A 25,169-nucleotide genomic window follows, 5' to 3' on the forward strand; every position below is an offset into this window, starting at 1 on the left:
CCTTTATTGGTTGTTAATCTCTTGCCGTAATTCAACAATCTCCCTAGCTAAATCCTTTAGCGTCATTGCTGTCATTAAATGATCCTGTGCATGAATTAAAAGAATTGGCGTATCAAAATCTTGTCCCCCAGCTTCTGCTTGAATTAATTGAGTTTGAAAGCGATGTGCATGACTAAATTCGTTATCTGCCTCTTGAAGCTTTTCTAAAGCTAATTCAAATTTTTTTTCTTTTGCAGCGTAAATTCCTTCCATTGCAAGACTTCTAGCATTCCCACTATGCAAAATCAGCTGAAAGGATAGGTTGTACAATTCTTCCTTTGTCAATAGAATCACTCCTTTACTAGATTTAACTGCAACAATACCAAGAGCCTGCCGCAGGGCAAGCTCCAATATGCTTTTCTTAGTTAGCTGAACCTTTTTCAGTTTTTAAGTTTTGTTTATCCCACATTTTAAAGAATGGGAAGTAGATTAAGAATGCAATAACAAGGTTAATCAATTGCATTGCAGATCCTCTCCAATTACCTCCTGTTGCCAGCCAACCGCCAATAATTGGTGGAGTCGTCCAAGGAATTGCAATACCATGAGTTTTTGGAGCAAAACCTGTTTTCATTCCTATAAATGTGGTTAAAACCAGAACTAAAGGAGTTAAAATAAATGGAATCAGAAGCAATGGGTTCATAACTACCGGAGCCCCAAAAGTAATCGGCTCATTAATGTTAAAGATACCAGGACCAATTGATAGTCTTCCTAGTTGTTTGGCGTGTTGACTCTTCGCAAACAACAGCATCATTAGTGCAAAGACGAGTGTTGCACCAGAGCCACCCATATAAATGAAGATATCAAAGAATTGTTGTGTAACAATATTTGGCATTGCGTGATGAGCTTGTAAAGCTACACGGTTTGCATCCGTAGCTGCCAACCATATAGGACCCATTACTCCACCAACAATAGCAGCACCATGTAGACCAACGGACCATAATAATTGAATTAATAAAACAGCTATTAATGCTCCAGCTAAAGTTCCTCCAAGTCTACTAAGTGGGTCTTGTAAGAGATCGCCAACAACATTGTGTAACGTTTCGTAATGTGTATTTTCAATTAATAAACGAATAATCCATACACAAAGAATAACTAAGAATGCTGGGAATAAAGCTACGAATGATTTACTTACACTTGGTGGTACACCTTCTGGCATTTTTATAACAAAATTCCTTTGAATAACCCATCTATAAATTTCAGTTGAGAATAAAGCAATAATAATAGCAACAAACAGTCCCTTACTTCCTAAAAGTGCCATTGGTAGTACACCACCGACTTTAACCGCTGCAGCTGCTCCATCAGGAGTAAACATTGTGAAATAAGGTGTTGATAATATAAATGAAGCAATTGAGATTGCACCAGCATTCAATGGATCAACTTTGTAATGTTCAGCGAGTCGATATGCAATACCGAATCCCGCGATAAGTGCCATAATATCAAATGAAGCATTTACAGGATATAAAAGCTTAGTTAACCAAGCATCGCCGAATGTTTTTGCCATAAAATCTGCATAACCATCAAATGGTAAGAATCCTACAATTAAGAAAAGTGAACCGATAATAATTAGAGGTAGTGTTAAAATAATTCCATCACGTAATGCTTGCAAGTGTCTTTGACCAGCAATTTTACCTGCAACAGGCATTACTTTCTCTTCTAACATTTGAGTAAAGTTGGCCATACGAATCACCCCTATATGAAATTATGAACCTATTAAATCGATTGCAAATTTCAGGACATCTGCACCTTTACACATCCCATAATGGACGGGATTTATGGCATCTACCGGTATTCCTTTTTCTAAGCCTACTTTTTTTAATTGTGGGAGTAGGTACCGTACTTGAGGACCTACGAGTAATACATCTGCTTGATCAAGATGATTTTTAACATCATTAGCACTTACTGCCCAAATCTTAGCTTCGATGCCTTCAGCTTTTGCAGCAGCTTCCATTTTTGTGACTAATAGACTTGTTGACATGCCGGCAGCGCAACATAGTAAAATGTTCATTATATCCCCCTTTCTCTCTAAAGAAAACGCTTTCAACGCAATTAAACAACTAACAAGCAGGATTTATCCCGTAATTACCCCTCTCCCTCTAGAATTTTAATCTCAAGAAATATATATTCATGATTTTGGACATTAGGACAAATAAAAAAAAATTTTTTTATCACTTGATACCCTTATTTTCAATGCTTCTTCCTTCCTTTTGGCTTGTTTAAGAAAAAAATAAATAGAGCCTTAAGTCATATACTTAAGGCTACTAATTTTAAATGAAGATATAATTTTTAGTCATAGTTTTCAATAAGAACATTTAATTTTTTAATTTGTTCTTCCACTCCAGTGTTTGCATTAATAAATACTTGATAAGTGTCATTGCCTCTTATACCAACAAATTCATAACAGAGTATTTCCTGATTTAGTTTATTTAATATAATTGCTTGACGTTCTTCCATTATTTTTATGCTTGTATTGATACTTTTACGTGCTTCTTCAACCGAAATTTTTGGTTTTGGAATCGTCCTTTTTGTAAATGCTGATAAATAATTTCTTGATGATAATCCAACAATACTTCCATCATCAAGTGCAATCTTCATCGTAACAGCTTCAGGATAAATCCTTACTCCATCCTGTTTAGTTACATATGTAAATACTCCGATCGTATCATATTGTGAGCTTTCAGTGAGTTCCATATTTAAGAACTTATTTCGTTCTAAAAATTTTAGTCCGTTAATGGAAGCCTGATTCAAATCAATTTTTTGTGGCTTTATTTCACGATTGTCTATAACCCAAACAGGATATCCTCCTTTCTCAGTAATATCCATATAAATTTCACTATTTGTCTTTGGTTCTTTTATTTCTAAACTGTAATAACGATCTTTTAATTTATCACCTGTCAGTTCAATTTTAATCTCTGCTGTACCATTTAATTCTAGAAACTTTTTGGCTATTTCTTTTGCTTGTTCTTTCGTTATTTTATTTCCTTTTACATTCGCAAGATTTCCTCGATTTACTTTATAATTTGTCAGTGCCGGGTCCGCATTTGCATCTGTATAAGTTGTTACATTTCTTTCTACATTTTTAAATCCATCAATAATCATGTTATTTTTTGGATTTTGATCCTTTGCATAAGCGAGTTCAACATCCATCCAGCGTAATTTATTTTCAAAAACAAGGTGTTGTACTTTTCTAATTTCTCCTTGGATTTCAGCAGAGTTTTCATATAATTTTTGTAGTGTTCCGTATTCACTTTCAGTAAGCGGCTCTTTATCCAAATCTCTGACCGCAGTTCGATAACTGAAATCACCAATATTTGTTAGAAATTCTTCCGTTTTATTAATTGGCAAAAGTCTAAGTGGTAATTGACCTACGTTTGAACGTGCTTGTGATGTAAGTCCCCATACTTCAACAAGAGCTGGAGAAATAGATGTTTTTGATTTCATTGCTAATGTATCGCCAATTTTATCGTGAAGTAAATCAACTTCATAAGATAATTCGTGAAATGCACGTTGATAGTTATTTTCTGCTTGTATATTAATTTCTTTTTTCGCTTTATGTTCTGAATAACCCCAATATGATGTACCAATAATACCGATTGCTAAGACTCCTATTGCAGCTTCTTTAATCACAAAAACACCCCTATCTTATCTGCAAAATATATGTCTACCGATTTGTTTAATTTGTGGTCGACTCCAAATCCAAGCACTTGTCGCTGTATCCGGATTGAAATAGTAAAGAGCATTTTCACTTGGATCCCAACCATTCACTGCATCTAGAACGGCCTTTCTAGCAGTTTCATTTGGTGTTAAATAGATTTGGCCATCCGCAACTGCCGTAAATGCACCTGGCTCAAAAATTACACCAGATACGGTATTTGGGAAAGAAGAATTACTAACTCGGTTTAATATGACTGCTGCAACAGCCACTTGTCCAATATAAGGTTCACCCCGTGATTCACCATAAACTGCATTTGCCATTAGCTGAATATCATTTTGAGAGTAACCATTAGGAACATTAGCACCAGATTTCCCTGTATTCCCTGCATTTTCATATTTTGTAGCTTTTACGATCATCGCTTTTGTTTTAGCACCTACAATACCGTCGACTGGCATTCCGAAATTTTTTTGGAAATTCCTAACAGCCCAATAAGTGTTATAGCCAAATACCCCATCAACTTTACTAGTGTAATAGCCGTTATATTTTAATCGAGATTGCAATTCAATCACATCCTCACCTGTAGCACCCATTTGAAGGACTTGGCTTGTAAAAGCATTAACATGGTTTTGTTGTATATTGCTAAAAAAACTAACAAAAACGATCCAAAAAATTAATGGACCTTTTAGAAAAATTAGTTTCTTCATTTTAAACCTCCTAAGTATCAATATTCTCATTTGTATTTTTTTCAAGAAACCCCAATTTATGTAAATCTTTTTTTCCAAAAAAGAAAGATGTCTCATCAGTCAAAGTACAGACTTGCTAGACATCCATTTATAAAAAAGACTATGTTAAAATGAAATATTGATTTTTGAGAAAAGAAACAGACCACAGGTGAAGCAACGAAGAAAGCGAGCGTTTGGCGGGCAGTCTGAAATTGTCTGGCAACTAGTTCTTTACGATTTTTAAACTTGATACTTGATGATTAAAGTTACCTAATTCATTTACATCACCTGCTAGAACGATGGATGCTCCTTTGTAATTTGCATCGGTATATAAAGTTACTTGATAGCCTGGTGCAATATGAATTGAAGAAATGGTATCATTACCAATACCTTTTACTAACTGGTCATAATCATAATTACCAGATCCCAGTAATTCTGACACACCGCCAAAAGCATTTTCATTGTATACCGTCACAGGCATATCTACACCGTTTACTCGAAAGAACATATCTATGAATCCAGCAGTCTCTCGTTCTGCTTGATTCAACTGAGCAAGAGTCGGATTTTTCACTTCGTTCTTCCACATGGCAGAATAATAATTACTGTAAGATGCTTGCCAAAACCAATTGATGATATTATCATTCCAAACTTGTGGTAAAACGGATTTTGCTTGTACAGCAGCTTGATGAATCCATGCTTCAGGATCAGTTGAATAAATCCAATTATATAGACCTGAATTTGGCACTGTCGTTTGGTTTTGAATACTTTCGGCATATGTTTCATACTTCGAATGATAGCCAGGTGCGCGGTGATCTAGATTGGAAATATTTGAAGCATGTAGAGGCTGTGTTACATCTGTAAAATAATGCAAAGATACGCCTAAGTAATAAAATGCATTGTAAAAATCGCCTTTTTTATAGTAATCCGATGCTAGATTAAAATACTTTCCTCCTGATTGACGAGCTGTTGGATAAGAAAGTCCTGTATAATTTGTTTGTGTGTCTGGATCATAAAAATGAGACATAAAGGTGCCCGTATCATAAAAAGGATTAATATGATCTGCATCGTATAATCCTTGCTCCCAACGATCACGAAACTGATTAAGTAGAGTTGTAGGCTTGTTTATTTCAGAACTCGTATTATCCGCAATAAGTTTGACACTACCATTTACGATAAAATGATGTGTACTATGATCTTGATTATGTACATCCTCGTCAGACCATGCGAATGCCTTCTGATAATTGCCGAATAATGATGTGATTGCAATTGCACTTCCAGCAACTAATGATAATAGTTTTTTTGATTGAATACGTTTTTTCATAATACACCTTCTTTTTGTAATTTATTATATAAGTCGTAACAATTCCTAAGTGGATATTTTTGTTATATGAAAATTTGTTAATTTTTGGGAAGTAGTTTCCTAGGTTATTATTCTATTAAAAATGAACATACAATCATCATATAATATGGAAATGCTGTTTCTAATAAACTCAGTCGAAGAAAGAGCATACCAAAGTTTATGGATAAATTTCCCATTAACAATACTTCTATTTAATTACTAAAAAAACCTTCATATTCAAAAGTCCTTTCTAGACCAAACTTCCATAAAGCAAAAAATTGTGCCTACATTTAAGTAACTTTTTAGTAATACATTTTACCTTTTGGACTTCCTAGTTAATGTTTAGATTCATTGTCAGTTTGCTCAGTAAAAAAGTTCTTTCAGCATAAATCTTATAATCGACTTTTGTAATTTGTTGTAAAATTAAGAAAATACAATCTCCATTTTGATTTATAATAGGAATTGGCTACTAAAACTTTTTTTTACAAAGTGAAGTATTTGGGGGGAATTGAATGATTGTAAAAACTTTAAAAGTAGTTTTGTACATAATTTTTAGTTTTACATTATTAATCGCTGGTTTTTTGGCGTATGTGACTTTCACAGACTATAAGCCATCTGAAGTTATTCCACTTAATATTAAACAAAATAAAGAACAGGTTTTGAAAAAAGGAGTGCCTTTTTCAATTACTACATTTAACATCGGATATGCAGGACTGGATAAAAATCAGGATTTTTTTATGGATGGCGGAACAATGTCTAGATCTAGTAGTAAAAAGCAAACATCGACAAATATAAGAGCAATTACTTCATTTATTAAAATTGAAAAATCTGATATTAATCTAATTCAAGAGATTGATAGAAACTCTTCGCGTAGCTATCATATTAACGAAGTAAACTACCTTACAAAAAGATTACCTGACTATAGCAATACATTTGCAGTAAATTATAAGGTTCCTTGGGTTCCTGTTCCAATATTGCACCCGATGGGTTCAGCGAATAGTGGTTTACTTACTTTATCAAAGTTCAAAATTAAAAATAGTCATCGATATAAATTAGCAGGTCAGGAAAGTTGGCCACGTCAACAATTTGATTTAGATCGTGCTTTTATTGAAAGTAGAATCCCAATAGAAAACGGAAAAGATCTGATTTTAATCCACCTACATTTATCAGCGTACGATAAAGGTGGGAAAGTTCGTAAGCAACAATTGAAGTATTTATCGAATTACTTAGATAAAGAGATTAAAAAAGGAAATTATTTTATTTTAGGTGGAGATTGGAATCACGAAATTCCAACAACAGACCCGACCATATTTAAAACAACAGAAAAATGGCCTGATTGGCTACAAATATTCCCTTCTACATTTAAACCAGAAGGCTTCAAATGGGTTACAGATAAAACAACTCCTACATCTCGTTCAAATGACTTCCCTTTCAAAAACGGAAGAAATTTCCAAGCCATTATTGATGGTTTCTTAGTTTCTCCAAATATTTTAGTTAAAAATGTGAAAGGACATAACTTAGGATTTGAGAATAGCGATCATAACCCAGTAACTGCTGAGTTAGTATTAAAATAACTTTAATAAAACACAAAAAGCATAAAATGACCTAAAATAGGTGTTTTATGCTTTTTTATCATAAATATCCCTTTTTAAGACTCTGAGAAGAAAGTAACTTAATACATATATGTCCAAATCCTATTTATCTGATTGTCAATCAGTCTGACATGGATAGATATTCCATGCTTTTTTTATTAAGGCAAGGAGTATCCACTTAATACACAAAAATAATTACCAAAAATTACCTATCCTTAAAAGGAGAGAATATTTAAACACTTTGATATTATAAAACTATTCTAAACGTGTATGTTTTTTGCCTATACGTTGTGTTACAAAAAGAGAGATAAATGGGGAGTTACACATATGAAATCAACCGGAATTGTTAGAAAGATAGATGAATTAGGTAGAATTGTTTTACCGAAAGAAATAAGAACAACTATGCATATTGAAGGAAGAGCTCCTTTAGAAATTACTGTAGAAAAGGATTTGATCATACTTACTAAGTATGATGATTTAGTAGGTAAGAGCGGGATTGTGAGAAAAGTAGATGAATTAGGAAGAGTTGTATTACCTAAAGAACTGAGAAATACGTTTAATCTACAAAAAAATAAACCTTTAGAGTTTTTTATTGATGAAAGACGAATAATACTTAAACAATTTGATTTGGATAAAACATGTATGATTACAGGAATTATTGATGATAAAAACTTTGTTTTTGAAAATGGTAAGTTAGTGTTAAGTAAAGATGGTGCCAACATTCTTATCCAAGAATTACATAAATATATATCTCAATAAAAAAGCTAGTAAAAGTGAACTGATTCCTAGAATTCTTATTGAACTAGCGCATGCGTTAGTTGATGATCAATTAGGCTGCTAATGCAGTCTTTTTTATTTATGCACACAATCCTATTGATTTAGGGGTTACTATTTCCAAAAAACGGTATATCAAAAGAGAGATTTGGGTGAAAATAAAAACATCTATAATAGATGATAATTCTTCTTTAAGAATACAAAATCGAGGAAAAGTAATGAATCGAAAAACAAGTATTAGTGGTTATCAACTTTTTTGTATGATTTTTCTATTTGAAATAGGTTCTACATCCTTAGTGGGAATAACACATGTTGCAAAACAAGATGTTTGGATTAGCATGATTATTAGTATGCTCATAGGCTGTATGCTATTTTATGTACATATAAAATTATATGAGATTTATCCAGAGTACCAATTAACAAAGTATGTACAATTTATTTTTGGTAAATATGTTGGAAAAAGTTTAGCTATTGTGTATATCGTTTTTTTTATCTATATTGCAGGAAGAATATTACGTGATATAGAGGACTTGTTGACAATGACATTATTTACCGCCTCATCATTAATTTCAATCGGAATAATATTATTGTTTGCAGTAATGTACGGACTTTTCAAAGGGATTGAAACCTTCGCCAGATTAACTGAATTTTTATTTATTTTTATGATTATTTTTATTTTTATTACCTTAGGCTTTGAGTTGATCTCTAATATATTTCAGATAAATAACTTAAGACCGGTTTTAGAACAAGGTTGGGAACCTGTTATTAAGGCTGTATTTCCATTTGGCATTCTATTCCCTTTTGGAGAAATTATCGTATTCACAATGATCCTTCCATACCTAAATAAAAAAGAAAAAGCATATAAGGTAGGATTACCTGCAATGCTTTTTTCGGGTTTTATATTAGTAATATTTACTTTAAGTAGTTTAGCTATCTTAGGTGCTTCTGCAATAAGCAAATCAGAATATCCAATTCTAGTAGCTGCAGGTATGATTAATATTGCTGATTTTATCCAACGAATCGATACATTTATTATTCTTTTAATTGTTTGTGGAGGTTTCATAAAATTATCTATTTATTCTTTTTGTGCTATCTCAGGAGCAGCCGATCTTTTTAATGTGAAAAGTAGTTCCCAGTTAATTTATCCAATCTGTGTAATTATCCTAATTACTTCGTTATTAATGGCATCAAACCATGATGAACATCGTAATGAAGGTTTTGGAAAGGTTCCTTACTTTATACATATTCCTCTACACTTTATTATTCCGATATCATTACTTATCTTTTCTTTGACTCAAAAAAAATTAAGAGAAAAAAATGAAAACAGTACTTAAAAACGATTAGGTGCTGTTTTATTTATTTTTATACGCGTCTAAAGTTCAACTTAACATCCTGGTCAATTCACAATTAGTATATTTTAATTACCTCTAACCGTGGCGCTGGCCGTTTTTTTACTATCTAACAGTTTATTTAAAGAGGTAAAAAAGTTTGAATATAGAATGTATTTTTGAAAACTAATATATGTAAATTTCAAAAAATAGATAACTTTACCTTTTTTGAACTCGAAAATAAGTAGTACAAGAACAATGCTATGTTTTTCAACATGCTACTTCAATATCAAGAGCACCTATCCATCTCAAAAGAACAAATAGATACTCTCGCTATCGATATAGAAGATAAGGTAATCTGTATGCTGTAATCAATATTGATCTTATCCTTGAGATACTACCAAGAATTACCGCGACAATGGCACTCACACTTGAGTTTAAACCACTCACACTTACGTTTACAGCAATCACACTTGTTTTTGCGGCAAAAACACTTGCGTTTACGGCATTTACATTTCTTGTGTTCACTACACTCACATTTCTTTTGCTCATGACAACAACACTTCACTTGTTCGCAACAACATTTACACTTCGGAAATGGCGGGCACGGTGGAAACGGCGGACCCGGTGGACCTGGCGGGCTTGGCGGACCCGGTGGGCTCGGCGGGCTTGGCGGACTCGGCGGGCTTGGCGGACTCGGCGGGCCCGGCGGTTTCATTAGCTTAGGTCTATTATTCATTCAAGTATCACCCATTATGTTTGGATTATTTAGGTCTTCTAACTATCAATATGTTCGATTTGGGCTGCTTGTTAGTGTATTTGACTATATTTACTTTTTTTATTTAGATGAAAAAATGTACATATTTAATGAAAATGAAAGATTGCTATGCTGAAATTTGTGAATTTAGAGAAGAAATTAATTCAGTAGGGGATAAATTTAAAGGTAAATAATATGCAAAAAATCCACAAGGAACAATTTTACCTTATGGATTTTATCATTTATAAAAGTCTACTAGAAACACTACACATGCATTTGATGGTTTTTCTTAAATTTACGGGACAGATCTTCATATACTCCTGACCCGAACATCACGCCTATTAATATTAAAACAAAGCCGATTACTTGCGTTAAAACGATTTTTTCTCCTAAAAATAATACTGCTCCAATTAATGAAAAGAACGGATTAAGATTTAAAAATATAGCAGCTTCTGTTGTACCAACCTTCCCAAGAGCAAAATTATATAGCATATGACCCATGGCTGTCGCAACAACCGCTGATGCAAAAAATACAGCCCATATTCCTGCCGAATGATGTACCATACTAGCCATTCCGCCTGGCTCAAGTATTTGACTAATTCCAAATAAAATAATCGAACCCATTACTAGCATGTATCCCGTCATTAATCGAGGATCTAAAGTTTTAGAAACTTTTTTTATTAAAACGAAGCTTGATGCTTGAGCAAGTATTGCTAAAAATACATAAAAATCTCCATGTGATACTCCATGAAATCCTCCACCACTTTGGAAGACAATAAAAGCGACGCCTGCAAATCCAAATAAAACGCCGAGAATTCTAACAAAGGTCATAACACTACCTAAAAAGAAAACTGACAATAAAGCTGTTAGAAGTGGCCCCATACCTAGAATTAATCCGCCATTTGATGCTGAAGTTTGAGAAAGTCCTATTGATAAAAAATAATGATGCGCTACTACATTTAGTAACATCGCAAAGAAAACGTAACCGAACTCCTTTTTTGTAAGCATACGAACTTTTTTTAGTAAAAATAAAATAATAAAAACACTTACTCCGGCAGTAAAAACACGAAATGCTGTCATCGTAACAGGCATAAAGTTTGCCACTAGAACTTTTGTGGCAATAACATTAAACCCCCATACCACCATAATACAGAATAAAATGATGTAAATTTGTTGTTTCTTCAACTTCTCCACTTCTTTCTATCTAACCTAACATTAAAAACAAAAAGAGGGAAAAGATTCGTACTAAGATCCTCCCTCTTACTTTATAAATTTGAAAACTTGTAATATACCTTTTCTAATATAGTAAATTTTCGAGTTATATTCAAAATGTATGCTCAAATTAACTAAAATAGTTTCTTTTAATTTTACATGATTAAATGATTCATTTTGTTTCTATAACATTGTATTTCTAAAGCTTAAGTGTATTACAATAATCTTCTATTCTTACTATTCTTTTTAAAACTGGAAAAGAGATTAAAAGACTTTAGAGAATTTCAATATGTTTTCCCCTTCTTTCCCTGCCTTGCCTGCTCTTCCTGCTTTTACATTAACAGAGCCTAAAACAAAAAAATGCTATCTAAATAGATAAGATAGCATACTTTTTAACTATTCCATTTGGGTGAAGCGTTAGTTCCATCAAGTGCCACAGTAAGTTTGATATGGGCGATCTGGATCAGGTGGAAGTGTGCAGTAACTTTCTTGTTCATTCGTTTCCATATATGGATTAGAAAGTACTTTTAGCAGTTTCTCCATTACACTGTAATCCCCATTTTCTACTGCAGCTTTTAATGCTTCTTCTACTCGATGATTTCTTGGTATAACTGTAGGATTGTTGTCTTTCATCAATTGAAGAGATGCTTCCATTGATTCTGATTGTCTACTTAGTCGCTCTTGCCACAACTTCTCCCATTGTTTAAATTCTGGTGTCGTAAACAGATTCATATCCTCTTGCTTACCATAAGACAATGCTCTAAATGTATTTGTATAGTCAGATTTATGCTTCTCCATCATTTCAAGTAACTCATCAATTAATGACTTATCTTGATCCTCTTCATTGAATATTCCTAATTTTTTTCTCATCCCCGCTACCCAATTATCAACATATAGCATTGGATATTCAGAAATTGCATTTTGAGCTATTTCCAGAGCCTTCTCCTGATCCTCATGTAATAATGGTAATAAAGTTTCAGCAAATCGTGCAAGATTCCAGCCAGCCATTTTTGGCTGATTGCCATAGGCATATCGACTACGAAGATCAATTGAACTAAAAACAGTTGCAGGATCATACGTATCCATGAATGCACATGGACCATAGTCAATTGTTTCACCACTTATTGTCATGTTATCAGTATTCATTACTCCATGAATAAAACCTACCATTTGCCATTTGATAATTAGAGATACTTGGCGCTTAATTACTTCCTGAAGAAATAAGAAATATTGATTCGGATTATTTTTATCTATTTCTGGATAATGTCTTTGAATTGTATAATCTGCAAGTTCCTTTAGTTCACTGACACTTCCCCATCTTGAAACATACTGAAATGTACCAACACGAATGTGACTAGCAGCTATTCTAGTCATTATTGCCCCTGGTAATCTTGTATCACGCTGAATCTGTTCTCCCGTTGTTACAACTGCAAGACTGCGCGTAGTTGGAATGCCTAGAGCATGCATTGCCTCACTAATAATGTATTCACGTAACATCGGTCCAAGTGCTGCACGACCATCGCCACCTCGAGAATAAGGGGTTCTACCAGAGCCTTTTAATTGAATATCATATCGCTTATTTTTTGGAGTGATCTGTTCGCCTAACAATAAAGCTCTTCCGTCTCCAAGCATATTAAAATGGCCGAACTGATGCCCAGCGTAAGCTTGTGCAAGTGGTAATCCCCCATCTGGAACCTGATTACCAGCAAAAACATCTACACTTTCTTCACTTTCTAGTGCTTGAACATCTAATCCAAGAGATGTTGCTAATGGTTTATTTAATATGACTAATTTCGGTGAACTTACTGGATTTAATTCTTGAATAGTAAAAAAGAATTCCGGTAATTTTGAATAACTATTGTCAAAATTCCATCCCGCTCTATTTTTTTCATTTCCTTGATTCATTTTATCCCCCTTTTCAGCTTTTTCTTTTTTTGTTATTTACTCTCTACAACCATATTAAAAAACTCGCAGATTGGCATGCCTTTAGGCAAAGAAAGAGGCTTAGGTGTACTAATACAGGCAACTAAGTCAAGTTTCCTACACCGCTGCTATTTCATACTTTCTTTATGTATAACAAAAAAATCATAGCTTTACTATGATTTTGTTTTACTAGTTTAGTGTCTACTCTGCATAATGAATTATACTCTTCACTCTATTCCGCAATAATCGGAAATAGGCAAAAAAAATAGAAGTCCATTGGACTTCTTTTTTTGTCTACAAACCACACTTTAACTGTACTTGACAGTTATCGCATGTATTACAGCCACCATGCTCTACAACAGTTCCAATTAAACAGATTGGGCAAGTGTCTCCGTCTTCTACACCGACATTACCTGTTTTAACTGGTGCTTCGCTTTGTGTTTCAACCTTTATATTTTCATCTGTTTCTAATTCTACTTTTGTAAAATCATTTTCTTCGTTTGTTAGAGAAAGTACTTGAGCGTCACGAGAACCATCAACATAAACCGTACCGCCCTTTGCGCCACCTTTGTGTAATCTTTCATATACTTTTGCTACTTGTGCAACAGTATATCCTTTTGGAGCATTAACTGTTTTACTGATTGAAGAATCAATCCATCTTTGAATAATACATTGTACATCAGCATGAGCTTCTGGAGTTAGATCCATTGTTCCTACAAATTGTTCTGGAAGGTGCTCAATCATTTCATATACATTTTCTTCAGTTACTTCAAATCCGTTTGATTCTAGCCATTCCAAAGCAATATCAGCAACTACTGGAATAAATTTTCCTAATCGACCAGAACGGAAATAGACAAAATTGAAATATGGCTCTAGTCCAGTTGAAACGTTCATCATCGTTCCAGTAGATCCCGTAGGAGCAATTGTTAATAAATGCGAATTACGAATACCATTCTCTAGAATACCTTTTCGTATATCTTCAGGCATTTTCTTCATATAACCTGAGTTTATAAAACGTTCACGCCCATCCTCGAATGTTGATAAGAATGGGAATTCTCCCTTTTCTTTTGCTAATTCGATAGAAGTTTCGTAAGCAGTAGTAGCAATAACTTCGAATAGTTGATCTACAAGCTTGTTTCCGGCTTCTGAGCCGTATACTAGACCGCAACGGATTAGTAAATCATGTAATCCCATCACACCTAATCCAATACGTCGTTCGCCTCTTGCTTGCTTCGTGTTCTCTTCTAGGAAATACGGAGTTGCATCAATTACGTTATCCTGCATTCTCGTTCCAATTTGAACAGTTCGTTTTAACTTCTCCCAGTTCACATTACCATTTTCCGTCATTTCAGCTAAGTTAACTGCAGCTAAGTTACATACTGAGAATGGTGCAAGAGGTTGCTCTCCACATGGGTTTGTCGCAACAACTTTTTGTCCATATGATACAGCGTTTGTCATTTTGTTTGCATTATCTAAAAAGAAAATGCCTGGCTCTGCAGAGTAAGTAGCACACACATTAATTAAATCCCAAAGCTCTTTTGCTTTAATTGTGTGGTAAGTTCGTACACCGTAACCACGTGCCGCCCATTCACGTACATCTCCACATTCTTGCCATTCACGATCATAAATTGAACGCATTTCATCATCGTAGTTTTCTAAATCAGGGAATTGAAGCTTGTAATCCCCATCATTTTCTACAGCTTCCATGAAGTCATCTGTTAAGCATACTGAAATATTAGCACCTGTTAAAAATTCTGGATTATGAACAGAATACTTACCACCATCTTCTAAAAGTTCCATGGCTTGTTTAACTTCAGGTGTGTCTAATTTACCTTCTGCTTCAGCGATATGAATGAATGCTTCATAAGCAGCCTTTTCAGTTGCGCTAATTGGTTCGAATTTTAATTTACGTTCAACTTCTTCACGAATTAATTTTGATTTTGTTGTTTGTGCGATAAAACGTAACACTTTTGGATTTTGGTTTTTCGATACAATGAATTCTACAATATCAGGATGATTTACATTCATCATTATCATTTGTGCACCACGTCTTGATCCACCTTGAATAACTAAGTTTGTTAGTTCAGATAAGTCGTGCAACCAAGATACAGAACCACTTGAGCGTCCGTTCACACTATATACGATTGCATCACGAGGTCGTAATGTCGATCCGTTTGTACCTACGCCTCCTCCTCGTGACATTATTTCCATTACCTTCTTACGATGTTCACCAATCCCATCACGTGAATCATGTATATGAGGCATTACATAACAGTTAAAAAATGTAGTAGAAGCCCCTGTACCCGCACCTGCTAAAACACGTCCTGCTGGTACGAAAGTTTTGTTTGCTAATATTTCATAAAACATATCTTTAACTTCGGAGAATTTTTCTGGAGTCTCTGCAGATGCTAGCCCACGTGCAACACGGTCTGCAATTTGTTCATAGAAGATTTCAAGTGGCTTGTCTACTTTATTAAAAGCAACTGTAATGATTGCTCCATCTTCAAATTGAGGGTCTAATTGAACAGTTACTTCATCATTATTAGAATCAATGGCAATTACTTCACCATATCCACGACGAGGAAACTTTGGATCATCCTTATAAGTTAAAACAACAAGGTCACCTACACCTAAAGTCACTAATTTTATATCTTTAAATGAATAGCGATCTAACATAACCGTTCTAGATACACCTTTAAATGTTGTTTTGTGCATATCTGGATTAATTGGTGTAATCATTGGAAAATGCTTTATATCATTATTTAATTTCTGTATATTCGCAGGTAATTCGGCGTCAACTATTGTATTTATCATCACCTGTTCCTCCTCAGTATAGATTATATCGATTTTACCATATATCGATATATAGGTGTCCACTTCTTCACGAACACCCATATGTAGTATTCGTCCTCTTCAACAAGATATAAATATACCGATTTAAGAAGTAAAAGTCAATGTAAACGAACGAAATAAACTTATGAAAATTTAACCTTTTTCCCACAAAGTTCATTGACATTTTCTCTTTTAACTACAAGATAAATTTTTAGTTATTTCCAAAACAAAAAACAATTAGTAAAAAGCATTAAAAATAACCATTTCAATTCATTTTTAATATCGATATTTTCATACGTATTTTTAGAAAAAATTATAATAAATTTTCTAATAAATAGTGTACAATTTATAGATACTTAATGAATGGAGTAATACAATGATCACTTGTAAGGAAACGAGAGTTATTCGAACAAATTTAGTACTGCCGAATGATGTAAATAATCATAATACTTTGTTTGGTGGAAAATTAATGAATGACTTAGATATTATCGCTAGTATCTCAGCTATGAAATTTTGTAGATCATCAATTGTAACTGCTTCTACTGATTCAGTTGATTTTCTTCACCCTATTACGATGCAGGATGCTGTATTTTTCGAAAGTTATGTAACGTTCACGGGGACTTCATCCTTTGAAGTTTTTGTAAAAGTAACTGCTGAAAACCTAAAAACCGGAGAAGAGAAAGTCGCAGCAACTGCATTTTTAACTTTTGTCGCTTTCGATGAAGAAGGTAATCTAATTAAAGTACCTAAAATTGTTCCCGAAACTGAAGAAGAAAAATTCCTGTATCAAGGTGGCGAAGAGCGAGCTAAAATTCGTAAAAACAGAAGAGTAAAAAGTAAGGAATTAGCAGACTTTTTGTATAAGAAATAAGTAAATCACAAATAGAGTATCAGACTAAAATGGGACGACAAATGTCGTTCCCATTTTAGATTCCCTATACTGTCATTTTCCAACTTGATGCTGCTAGCCAATTTTCTCTTTCCTTATATTCAGGAATAATTTTACCGACAAGACGCCAAAATGAACGGTCATGATTCAAGTGGACCATATGGCACATTTCGTGTACTACTACATAGTCAATGACATTTTTCGGTGCCATTGCCAATTTCCAATTAAATGTTAATTGTCGTTTTGAATCACAGGTCCCCCAATTTGTATTACTATCTGAAATCCTGATCGAAGAAGGTTTTACTTTAAAATTAGTTTGAAACGTTTGAATACTCTTTTCAACTAATGACTTACACTGTTTATAATAAAATCGTTTAAGCGCCTGCTTTATCCTTTCATCATCTAAATCCTTCACAATGATATATAGCTTATCTTTTTCAAATACAACCTGATCTTGAAGAATGTTTACATCATGAGAGATTTGTATCGGATATGAATTCCCTAAATAAAGAAATGTCTCACCTATTTCGTAAGCTCTTTTTTTAGGACCATGAAGTCGCTCTTTCATTTCTTTTATTTTTTGTTGAATCTGCTCCCAATTCGCCTCTAGTAAGTGAAGTATCGTTTTCTCAGGCGTATTTCTCGGAGCCTGAACTTCAACGTTGCCATAAGCGTCTATATAAATACCTATGGATGAACGCTTTTTGTACATAATCGTAAAATTAATGTTTTCACCTAAGTAAGAATGTATCATTTAATCACCTTTATTTCGTTTACTATCAAAATCAACTGATTAATCTGTATCCCTATTTATATCATTAAATAGTTGCTATTCATATGATAATGCTTTCGTATCACTTTTGTATCATTCATGTTAATCAATATGCAAATATTGTAGAGTTGTTAAACAAAATAAAGACTGCAATTTTTATAATTGCAGCCCAGTGTGTAGACAAAGTCCTATTTATCTGATTTTTAGACTGTTCTTTAAAAACATACTATCTTATTCGAAACGATTTGTGTAATCTGTATCATCCTGATCAATTTTTTTTATATTTTTCTCAGTAACTAAATCGAATGAAATACCAACTTTTACGATAGGAGGTTCTGGTCGAGTACGTGCATATAAGCTTACGTAAATTTGTTCAATTTCCTCACCAGTAAGATCGCCTCTTTTTAATAGTTCTTGTGCAATTGAATGGACAAAATCAGCGTGCTCCGTGACAAGTTTTTTTACTTGTAACATTTGATCTTTCAAAAGAAGATTGATTTTAGGTCGAAGTGCTCTAAGTCCTTCTGCTTGTGAACCTAAAACTTGCCAACTAAACAATTCATCTCCCATACCAACCAAACCAAGATATGCCCCTCCAAGTAATGTAGCTTGTTGTAAATCGGATGTAACTCCATTTAATTTCTTGCCAAGAAACTCTTCCTCCACTGCTCTCGCAGCTAAACAAACTTGAATAGCTGCCAGAATCTCACTATCACTTCTATTATATCTTTCTGTTGTCGGCTTAGTCGCAGCTAGACCAAGTGCGTCACCCCTACGGATAATCGTTACCTTCCATACACGATCGTGAGGCTTTAATAAGTACTGGGCTACTGCGTGGCCCGCCTCATGATAGGCAACATTTCTCTTCTCATCCTCACTCATTGATCGGAGTGGCTGTTTTAGACCCCATTCATATGTCTCCATTGCATCCCTAAAATCATTATAATTTGTAACCTCAGCACCTCTTTGATGAGCAATTACGACAGTCTCGTTCACAATATGTTTAATTTGTGCCGGACTATAACCAATTGTATCAAGAGCAGCTCGTTCCGCTGTTAATGTATCATCGCTTTTCACCTTTTTAAGGTAATATTGGAAAACATCAATTCGCCCGTCATAGTCTGGAGAATCTACCCAAAGCTTACGGTCAAAGCGACCTGGTCGGAGTAGCGCTTGGTCTAGAACATCAGGTAAGTTAGTCGCGGCAATCGTAAGAACTGCAGGACGTTCTGCTTTCTTTTTCCTTAAACCTAATGAACGAAGCAATTTTGCAATCTTAGAATTGTCAATGTTTGGCGGGTCCATTTGTAATAACAGTTCATTAAGTAATCCTGACCCCATTCCCATCCCTAACAATCCACCGCCAGCTCCACCTCCGCCTTGCCGAGACATACCTATGGCGTCAACCTCATCAATAAATATAATGCATGCTCCGTATATACTAGCTAACTTTCTAGCTTTTTTGTAGATACCCATAACTTTTAAATTCCCTACGCCAAAGAACATATTTTGAAAGCTTGGTGCTGATGCATATGCAAACGGGACTTGTGCCTCATTTGCTATTACTTGTGCAAGATACGATTTCCCTGTTCCTGGAGGCCCACAAAGTAGCAATCCGCGGATTGCTTCACCACCCATTTCCTTAAACTCTTTAACACCCTTTAGTAGAGTAACAATTCGTTTCGCATTTTCAACGATCTCTGGGTTGCCTCGATAATCATCCCAAGTCGAACCAGTTTCTCCAGGTAATATCCAGTAGGTACGCCCCCTCGCTAAAAACCAGAAAAGCGCTACAAATTGTATTATCATAAACAACATTGCTAAGACCAACTGAAATAAAATACTAACTAGCGACAAAGCTACATTCCAATATGTTGGTCCTCCTTGTATCAGCACCACACCAACAATCACAATAACTGCTAACCAAATAATTAATCTTCGCCATTTTATCCATTGATATTTCTTCATGACATGACTTCCTTCAAGGGAATTTTTTGAATATTCTATGAACGATACAACCCATTTGTGCCTAGAAATATATGTATGCAAAAAATTAAATAAACTTTTTAATGACATAAAGAAAACTCGCCGATTAGCGAGCCTTTAGGAAAAAAGAGGCTTAGTTACACTTATACTTAACACTTAAAATTGACGTGTTTTCTACATCACTGCCTATTAGGCCTATTTGTCTGATTTTCAGACTGATTGAAAACGCTTGTCTTTCGAGGCGCGAAGCCTGGCGAGGAGCGGAGTTACCCTTAGACGGTAATGAGCACCACTAAGCAGGCGAAGTAACGAAGAAAGCAAGCGTTTGGCTGGCAGTCTAAAAGCCCTTTCATTTAAAAGGGCTCTTAATGTTTATTTAAACTTACTTACAATGTCTTTTAAATACTTAATCACTACAGCAATTCCACCAACGAAATAAAATGCAATTAGAATCCATCCAGTAGGATCAAGTGGAAACATAGATATTAAAAACTTCAAAGGAAAAATGAAGTAAAGAATATCTTTTAAATAGCCAAGGATAAAAGATGTTCCGAAAGACCCTTTCCAGAAAGAACGAATAAATGCTATTACAAAATCAAGTATCATTAATCCCATAATTGCCCAAATCGTATATAGCATCCAATCCGCAAGTCCGAAGCCTAAATCCATAATTATCACCACCTTTTACCTCATAATATTCAAAGAAAATAGGCTGGTGATATAAATTAACTTAATTTTCAGATAATATTTTTTAAGCATTATAAATATAGGATAAAGTCCATTGTGGAGGTCTTTATCCTTGTATTTAACATATTAATTGTAGTAAGAGATTAATGATAAATACGTCTTGTTCCACTTAATGATCGAAAAGAGTTTTTTTAGCCAAGTTAGCCCAACCAAATGAACCCAAGTTCCCCCATCTGTTTTTAAGCATAAAATATTTATAAATAAAATATTGAAAAGGAGAAATAGTGGTGGGATTATTTATTAACAAGAATGAACATCCTGATGTCTTTAAAAATAACGAAAAAATCCAAGTCTCCAATCAAGGGTTCGTTCGGCATAATTACTTAGCAGAGCTCATCCAAGAGCAACAAAAAACTAATCTGAACTTAGAAAAATCAATCTCTGAACTGAAACCACAATATGAGCAATTAGAAGAATTGCATACGAAGCAGTGGAATCATGTTAAAGATCAAATAGATAGTCTCATAGTGAGTAGCCATCAACGTGAAAAATTGGAAAGCATGTTGATTCAACGGATAACTACATTGGGAGAAAATGAAAGTCTAGAAAAAAAATCGTTAATTGATCAAATTAGTAATTTAAATGAAGCTTATAATGAAATTGTTAGTCGCTTAGAAAAGAGTGAATCTGATAAACAGTTACTCTTATCAAAACTAAATATGCTAATTGATCAACAAAAAGATGTTGCTGATTTAATGTTACAACAAGAAGAATTCCAAAACGGAGTTCTTGATCGATTAGACACCCAAGAGGCGTTAATTGAAAGAATTTCCCATTCACTCAACCACGTCCGCTCTATTATTTTTGAACGGGCGAGCTATCTAACTACAAAACTGGAAGAAAGCTATAAACAAACAACTGATTATGTATATAAGCTTTTGACAGGCTCTGACAAGAAAATTTCTTATACGACTTCAGTGAATAAAAAAGATGAAAAAGAAAAAGAAAAACAAACACAAACGGACTAAAAAACTTGTTTTGAAGATTTAACCCTGAATTAAGAAAAAAGAAGCTTCTCGATAAGCTTCTTTTTTTGTGTTCAAATCGTTCAGGGACAGGCTTATCTTGGTCGAAAATAAAAAATTCTTTTCGATACATTTTGAATCCTCTCTTCTTTTAAAAGAATAAGCTTATTCAGTCTCCCAATCAGTATAAAGATCTGTACGTCGATCGCGCCAAGTAGTAACAGATCCTTTTTCACGAACTTTATATAATAAATCTAAGTTTAGGTCAGCTGTAACAATCATGTCCTGATTAAATTCCCCTTCTACCATAATTCCTTGCGGAGGAAACGGTATGTCATTTGGTGTAATTACGACTGCCTGACCAAAATTTGCTCTCATAAAATCAACAGTTGGAAGCGAACCAACTGTACCCGTGTTAACAACATATACTTGATTTTCAATTGCTCTAGCATGACTCGTATAACGAACTCGATGAAATCCATGTCGGTCGTCTGTGCATGACGGACAGAAAATGACGTCTGCTCCTTTTGCTTTTGCCATTCGAACGATTTCTGGAAATTCAATATCATAACAAGTTAGCATAGCAATTTTCCCTTTTTCAGTTTCAAAAACCTCAAGAGACTCTCCCGCACTCATATTCCACTCATTCACTTCTGTCGGAGTAATATGGAGCTTTGCTTGTTCACCTATACGTCCATCTGGGTAAAACAGATGTGCTACATTATATAGATGTTCCCCTTTACGGATTACGTGTGTTCCTCCAATAATATGCATCTTATATTGTTTAGCTAACTTACTAAATAAAGAACGATATTGTTCAGTATAGTTAGGTAATTCTTGAATAGTTAACGCATTTCCTTTTTCATTACCGATTGACATAAGTTGCGTAGTGAAAAATTCAGGAAAAAGGATAAACTCCGCCTCAAATTCCTCTGCTGTTTTAATATAATGTTCTACTTGGTTCGCAAACTCATTAAAAGAATTAATCGTATGAAGCTGATATTGAACCGCTGAAACTCTTAATTGCACGCGAATCCCCTCTTCCTATTTACTATTTATATTTTATATCTTATTATTCGATAAATAGGAAAAACGAACAAGTATTAACTTTTACCAATCCTTAGTAACCCATTCTAATTAAATAACTTTCAGTAAAGAATCATTTACTTAACAAAATGACCTTTTTTTGTTGATCCAAAGTGATTACAAGATCAGTAATTCCAACGAATAATCCATTTTCCACAACTCCCGGAATCATATTAAGCTCTTGCTCTATTATTTCAGATTCAACATTATCTGGTATACTACAGTCAAAAATAAAGTTACCGTTATCTGTAACAAATGGAGATGTTTCATTTAAACGAATTTCCGGGATTAAACCAAGTTCTCTAATCTGTTTTTCAGTCATTTCCATACCAAACTGTATAACTTCTACAGGAAGTCTAAACTGGCCTAATTTCATGACCATCTTTGAAGGATCTGCAACTACGATAAATTTTTTTGCTGCTTTCGCAATGATTTTCTCTCTTAAGAGCGCCCCGCCTCCACCTTTAATTAGCTCCAGATTTGGATTGACTTCATCTGCTCCATCAATCGCAAGATCAATTCGTTGAATTTCACTAAAATTAGTGATCGGAATGCCTACTTCTTTAGCCAGCCTTTCTGTTTGTATCGAAGTCGGAATACCTTTAATATTAAGCCCCTCCTTAACAAGCTCTCCTAGCTTTTGAATTGTATATTGCACTGTTGACCCGGTACCCAGGCCCAAGACCATGCCGTCTTTTACAAACTCTACTGCTTTTTCACCTACAATTTGTTTATCATTCATTTTGACACCTACTATTTCATTAGTTTTTATACTTTTATAATTAGTATCAGTTATAAACAAGGATTTAAGTTTTTACACTATATTTAATTAAAGGGCATTCGAAAAAAATTACACTGGTCTTAAATAAAAAGAATCAGATCCATATGTATCTGATTCAGTGTGTAGACAAAGTCCTATTTATCTGATTATCAGACTGATTAAAAACGCTTGTCTTTCGAGACGCGAAGCCTGGCGAGGAGCGGAGTTACCCTAAACGGTAATGAGCACCGCAGACAGGCGAAGCAACGAAGAAAGCGAGCGTTTGGCGGGCAGTCTGAAGCAGATCCAGATGGATCTGCTTTTTTCACTCAAACTTTAATAAAATAATTAAATCCATTTAAAAAGAGGAGGAATGCTTTGAGGAAATTTAAATAGATTTAATGGATCATATTCTCTTTTTACTGCTCTAAGACGATTTAAATTTCCTCCGTAGTATGCTGTTGGCCAATCTCTGATAAATCGATCAGGCCAATTCACATAGTCACCAGTAGTATATCTTGTTAATGCATTCCTTAACTCTTCTATCCAACGAATACTTTTTCCTTCCTCTTCTGGTATTCTCCAATCAGAAAGATATTCTTGAGCGATCTTAGCATTTCGATAAAAGAAGGCAGTTTCATTTGGCTTGAGTTTACTTACAGCTCCCCCAAGAGATTGGTGCCATATGCTTGATCTTACATTTGGCGCATTTTCTAAGAATCTTTTCATGATCAAAATTGCATTCTTTGGTAAAGGATCATATAGAAATGAACCTGATCTCTTTTTATAGGCTGGTATGTTTCCACTTGCTTCATCAAAAAAGTGAACAGCTTCTATATAAGGAACTTGCTTCACCATCACTTTTATAGGTGATCCTGTCTCAGTTAGTGGACGGATCAGTTCTTTCAATTTCGATACTGGACCTACAAATTCACCTTGAGCGATAATTTGATTTGCTTCCTTAGATTTTAGTTCAATTTCTGAAGTTAACCGGTCATCCGTACGAATTGCCCAATACTGCCATGCATCAAAAGCATCCTCTAAATCTTTCCACTCCCAAATAATAGAGAATATAGATACAGTAGAGATTGGATGTACATTAAATTTAAGTGATGTAACAATGCCAAAATTTCCACCTCCACCACCGCAGCACGCCCAAAATAAATCACTGTTCTGTGTCTTATTTGCCTTAATCAGTTTAGCCTCTCCGTGTCCATTTGCTATTACAATTTCTACTTCTAGAAGATTGTCACAAGTTAGTCCATACAATCGTGTCAACATTCCAATGCCTCCACCGAGTGTAAGACCGACAAGACCAACACTACTTTCAGTTCCTCCAGGGATCGTCATACCCTTTTCCCATAAATCATTATAAACTTTCCCTAAATTAGCCCCAGCTTCAATTTTTGCTGTCATTTCTTCACGGTCAACTGTTACTTTATTCATTTCACTTACGTCTATGATTAGACCACCATTTACAAGTGAGAAATTTTCATAACTATGTCTGCCGCTTCTAACTCTAAATGGCATATTGTTTTCTTTTACCCAATTCAAAGCGTTCAATACATCTCTTACTTTCTGACAAAAAACGATTATTTTGGGAAACTTTGGATTGTTTAAAGTATTATTTGTTCTGGCCTGCACATATTCTGCATCATTTGGTGTAACAATCCGACCAGTTAACTTTGTCTTTTTCAAAATATAACCCCTTTCTTAATTAATTAGAAAGAATGCTATATTTTATGAGAAACTAAAAGAAAAGTCGCATGCCCTAAAAATTGAAAAATTTTATTT

At 34.3% G+C, this 25,169-nt stretch carries 21 protein-coding genes; 5 read left to right on the forward strand and 16 right to left on the reverse strand.

Going from position 1 to position 25,169, the window contains the following annotated elements; genetic code table 11:
• Nucleotides 1–3: 3 nt before the first annotated feature.
• The 6 genes from B7R67_RS02705 to B7R67_RS02730 all read right to left on the reverse strand — a co-directional run bounded on the left by B7R67_RS02705 (nt 4) and on the right by B7R67_RS02730 (nt 5,734).
• A complete protein-coding gene (locus B7R67_RS02705; RefSeq protein ID WP_088067305.1) occupies nt 4–324 on the reverse strand; it encodes a PTS lactose/cellobiose transporter subunit IIA in 321 nt (106 codons plus the stop codon).
• Nucleotides 325–400: 76 nt separating this feature from the next.
• The gene (gene celB / locus B7R67_RS02710; RefSeq protein ID WP_088067307.1) at nt 401–1,717 is read right to left on the reverse strand and encodes a PTS cellobiose transporter subunit IIC; all 1,317 of its coding nucleotides are present in this window, start codon (nt 1,715–1,717) and stop codon (nt 401–403) included.
• Nucleotides 1,718–1,738: 21 nt separating this feature from the next.
• The gene (locus B7R67_RS02715; protein ID WP_088067312.1) at nt 1,739–2,044 is read right to left on the reverse strand and encodes a PTS sugar transporter subunit IIB; all 306 of its coding nucleotides are present in this window, start codon (nt 2,042–2,044) and stop codon (nt 1,739–1,741) included.
• A gap of 278 nt (nt 2,045–2,322) precedes the next feature.
• Nucleotides 2,323–3,663, reverse strand: coding sequence for a germination protein YpeB (gene ypeB, locus B7R67_RS02720; RefSeq protein WP_088067314.1), 1,341 nt, complete (start codon nt 3,661–3,663; stop codon nt 2,323–2,325).
• Between the two features lie 15 nt (nt 3,664–3,678).
• Nucleotides 3,679–4,425: a spore cortex-lytic enzyme gene (gene sleB, locus B7R67_RS02725; RefSeq protein WP_407920368.1), complete on the reverse strand. Its 747-nt coding sequence runs from the start codon at nt 4,423–4,425 to the stop codon at nt 3,679–3,681.
• Nucleotides 4,426–4,636: 211 nt separating this feature from the next.
• Nucleotides 4,637–5,734 carry a zinc dependent phospholipase C family protein gene (locus B7R67_RS02730; RefSeq protein WP_088067318.1) on the reverse strand — a complete coding sequence of 366 codons (1,098 nt, stop codon included), beginning with the start codon at nt 5,732–5,734 and terminating at the stop codon, nt 4,637–4,639.
• A gap of 533 nt (nt 5,735–6,267) precedes the next feature.
• Here B7R67_RS02730 and B7R67_RS02735 point away from each other — a divergent pair.
• The 3 genes from B7R67_RS02735 (at nt 6,268) to B7R67_RS02745 (ending at nt 9,452) form a co-directional block, all read left to right on the forward strand.
• Nucleotides 6,268–7,326: an endonuclease/exonuclease/phosphatase family protein gene (locus B7R67_RS02735; RefSeq protein ID WP_407920369.1), complete on the forward strand. Its 1,059-nt coding sequence runs from the start codon at nt 6,268–6,270 to the stop codon at nt 7,324–7,326.
• A gap of 345 nt (nt 7,327–7,671) precedes the next feature.
• Nucleotides 7,672–8,103 carry an AbrB/MazE/SpoVT family DNA-binding domain-containing protein gene (locus B7R67_RS02740; protein WP_235822069.1) on the forward strand — a complete coding sequence of 144 codons (432 nt, stop codon included), beginning with the start codon at nt 7,672–7,674 and terminating at the stop codon, nt 8,101–8,103.
• Between the two features lie 233 nt (nt 8,104–8,336).
• Complete coding sequence (locus B7R67_RS02745) at nt 8,337–9,452, forward strand: GerAB/ArcD/ProY family transporter (protein WP_142289509.1); 1,116 nt, start codon at nt 8,337–8,339, stop codon at nt 9,450–9,452.
• 327 nt (nt 9,453–9,779) lie between these two features.
• Here the strand turns inward: B7R67_RS02745 and B7R67_RS21850 are convergent, their stop codons facing one another.
• The 4 genes from B7R67_RS21850 to B7R67_RS02760 form a co-directional block, all read right to left on the reverse strand.
• Nucleotides 9,780–9,998 (reverse strand): hypothetical protein, encoded by a 219-nt coding sequence (locus B7R67_RS21850; protein ID WP_142289510.1) that lies wholly within the window; start codon nt 9,996–9,998, stop codon nt 9,780–9,782.
• A gap of 469 nt (nt 9,999–10,467) precedes the next feature.
• On the reverse strand, nt 10,468–11,397 hold the full coding sequence (locus B7R67_RS02750; protein ID WP_328587360.1) for a DMT family transporter: 930 nt from the start codon (nt 11,395–11,397) through the stop codon (nt 10,468–10,470).
• 444 nt (nt 11,398–11,841) lie between these two features.
• Nucleotides 11,842–13,320, reverse strand: coding sequence for a protein adenylyltransferase SelO (locus tag B7R67_RS02755; RefSeq protein ID WP_088067325.1), 1,479 nt, complete (start codon nt 13,318–13,320; stop codon nt 11,842–11,844).
• A gap of 312 nt (nt 13,321–13,632) precedes the next feature.
• Nucleotides 13,633–16,152: a vitamin B12-dependent ribonucleotide reductase gene (locus B7R67_RS02760; protein ID WP_088067327.1), complete on the reverse strand. Its 2,520-nt coding sequence runs from the start codon at nt 16,150–16,152 to the stop codon at nt 13,633–13,635.
• Between the two features lie 394 nt (nt 16,153–16,546).
• Here B7R67_RS02760 and B7R67_RS02765 point away from each other — a divergent pair, with 394 nt between their 5' ends.
• Nucleotides 16,547–17,041, forward strand: a complete 495-nt coding sequence (locus B7R67_RS02765) for an acyl-CoA thioesterase (protein ID WP_088067329.1) — start codon at nt 16,547–16,549, stop codon at nt 17,039–17,041.
• Nucleotides 17,042–17,105: 64 nt separating this feature from the next.
• On the opposite strand, the gene B7R67_RS02770 is transcribed toward B7R67_RS02765, so the two are convergent.
• From B7R67_RS02770 to B7R67_RS02780, 3 genes are all read right to left on the reverse strand, one after another.
• A complete protein-coding gene (locus B7R67_RS02770) occupies nt 17,106–17,813 on the reverse strand; it encodes a M48 family metallopeptidase (RefSeq protein WP_088067331.1) in 708 nt (235 codons plus the stop codon).
• Nucleotides 17,814–18,062: 249 nt separating this feature from the next.
• A complete protein-coding gene (locus B7R67_RS02775) occupies nt 18,063–19,799 on the reverse strand; it encodes an AAA family ATPase (protein WP_088067333.1) in 1,737 nt (578 codons plus the stop codon).
• Nucleotides 19,800–20,189: 390 nt separating this feature from the next.
• Complete coding sequence (locus B7R67_RS02780; RefSeq protein WP_088067335.1) at nt 20,190–20,486, reverse strand: hypothetical protein; 297 nt, start codon at nt 20,484–20,486, stop codon at nt 20,190–20,192.
• 305 nt (nt 20,487–20,791) lie between these two features.
• Here B7R67_RS02780 and B7R67_RS02785 point away from each other — a divergent pair, with 305 nt between their 5' ends.
• On the forward strand, nt 20,792–21,532 hold the full coding sequence (locus B7R67_RS02785; protein ID WP_088067337.1) for a hypothetical protein: 741 nt from the start codon (nt 20,792–20,794) through the stop codon (nt 21,530–21,532).
• A gap of 162 nt (nt 21,533–21,694) precedes the next feature.
• Here the strand turns inward: B7R67_RS02785 and B7R67_RS02790 are convergent, their stop codons facing one another.
• The 3 genes from B7R67_RS02790 to B7R67_RS02800 form a co-directional block, all read right to left on the reverse strand.
• Nucleotides 21,695–22,558, reverse strand: a complete 864-nt coding sequence (locus B7R67_RS02790) for a carbon-nitrogen hydrolase family protein (RefSeq protein WP_088067339.1) — start codon at nt 22,556–22,558, stop codon at nt 21,695–21,697.
• A gap of 130 nt (nt 22,559–22,688) precedes the next feature.
• Entirely contained in the window at nt 22,689–23,357 is a 669-nt protein-coding gene (gene rpiA / locus B7R67_RS02795) for a ribose-5-phosphate isomerase RpiA (RefSeq protein WP_088067341.1), read from the reverse strand.
• 366 nt (nt 23,358–23,723) lie between these two features.
• Nucleotides 23,724–25,073, reverse strand: coding sequence for an FAD-binding oxidoreductase (locus tag B7R67_RS02800; RefSeq protein ID WP_088067343.1), 1,350 nt, complete (start codon nt 25,071–25,073; stop codon nt 23,724–23,726).
• Nucleotides 25,074–25,169: the final 96 nt, after the last annotated feature.

Origin of the sequence: Gottfriedia luciferensis (assembly GCF_002156865.1) — a bacterium.
Lineage (GTDB): Bacteria > Bacillota > Bacilli > Bacillales > Bacillaceae_G > Gottfriedia > Gottfriedia luciferensis.

What these genes read in the sequence shown, in the direction of transcription:
- celB (WP_088067307.1), bottom strand. Translation starts at nt 1,717, where the DNA reads ATGGCCAACTTTACTCAAATGTTAGAAGAGAAAGTAATGCCTGTTGCA.
- B7R67_RS02715 (WP_088067312.1), bottom strand. Translation starts at nt 2,044, where the DNA reads ATGAACATTTTACTATGTTGCGCTGCCGGCATGTCAACAAGTCTATTA.
- sleB (WP_407920368.1), bottom strand. Translation starts at nt 4,425, where the DNA reads ATGAGAATATTGATACTTAGGAGGTTTAAAATGAAGAAACTAATTTTT.
- B7R67_RS02730 (WP_088067318.1), bottom strand. Translation starts at nt 5,734, where the DNA reads ATGAAAAAACGTATTCAATCAAAAAAACTATTATCATTAGTTGCTGGA.
- B7R67_RS02740 (WP_235822069.1), top strand. Translation starts at nt 7,672, where the DNA reads ATGAAATCAACCGGAATTGTTAGAAAGATAGATGAATTAGGTAGAATT.
- B7R67_RS02745 (WP_142289509.1), top strand. Translation starts at nt 8,337, where the DNA reads ATGAATCGAAAAACAAGTATTAGTGGTTATCAACTTTTTTGTATGATT.
- B7R67_RS21850 (WP_142289510.1), bottom strand. Translation starts at nt 9,998, where the DNA reads ATGAGCAAAAGAAATGTGAGTGTAGTGAACACAAGAAATGTAAATGCC.
- B7R67_RS02755 (WP_088067325.1), bottom strand. Translation starts at nt 13,320, where the DNA reads ATGAATCAAGGAAATGAAAAAAATAGAGCGGGATGGAATTTTGACAAT.
- B7R67_RS02760 (WP_088067327.1), bottom strand. Translation starts at nt 16,152, where the DNA reads ATGATAAATACAATAGTTGACGCCGAATTACCTGCGAATATACAGAAA.
- B7R67_RS02765 (WP_088067329.1), top strand. Translation starts at nt 16,547, where the DNA reads ATGATCACTTGTAAGGAAACGAGAGTTATTCGAACAAATTTAGTACTG.
- B7R67_RS02770 (WP_088067331.1), bottom strand. Translation starts at nt 17,813, where the DNA reads ATGATACATTCTTACTTAGGTGAAAACATTAATTTTACGATTATGTAC.
- B7R67_RS02775 (WP_088067333.1), bottom strand. Translation starts at nt 19,799, where the DNA reads ATGAAGAAATATCAATGGATAAAATGGCGAAGATTAATTATTTGGTTA.
- B7R67_RS02780 (WP_088067335.1), bottom strand. Translation starts at nt 20,486, where the DNA reads ATGGATTTAGGCTTCGGACTTGCGGATTGGATGCTATATACGATTTGG.
- rpiA (WP_088067341.1), bottom strand. Translation starts at nt 23,357, where the DNA reads ATGAATGATAAACAAATTGTAGGTGAAAAAGCAGTAGAGTTTGTAAAA.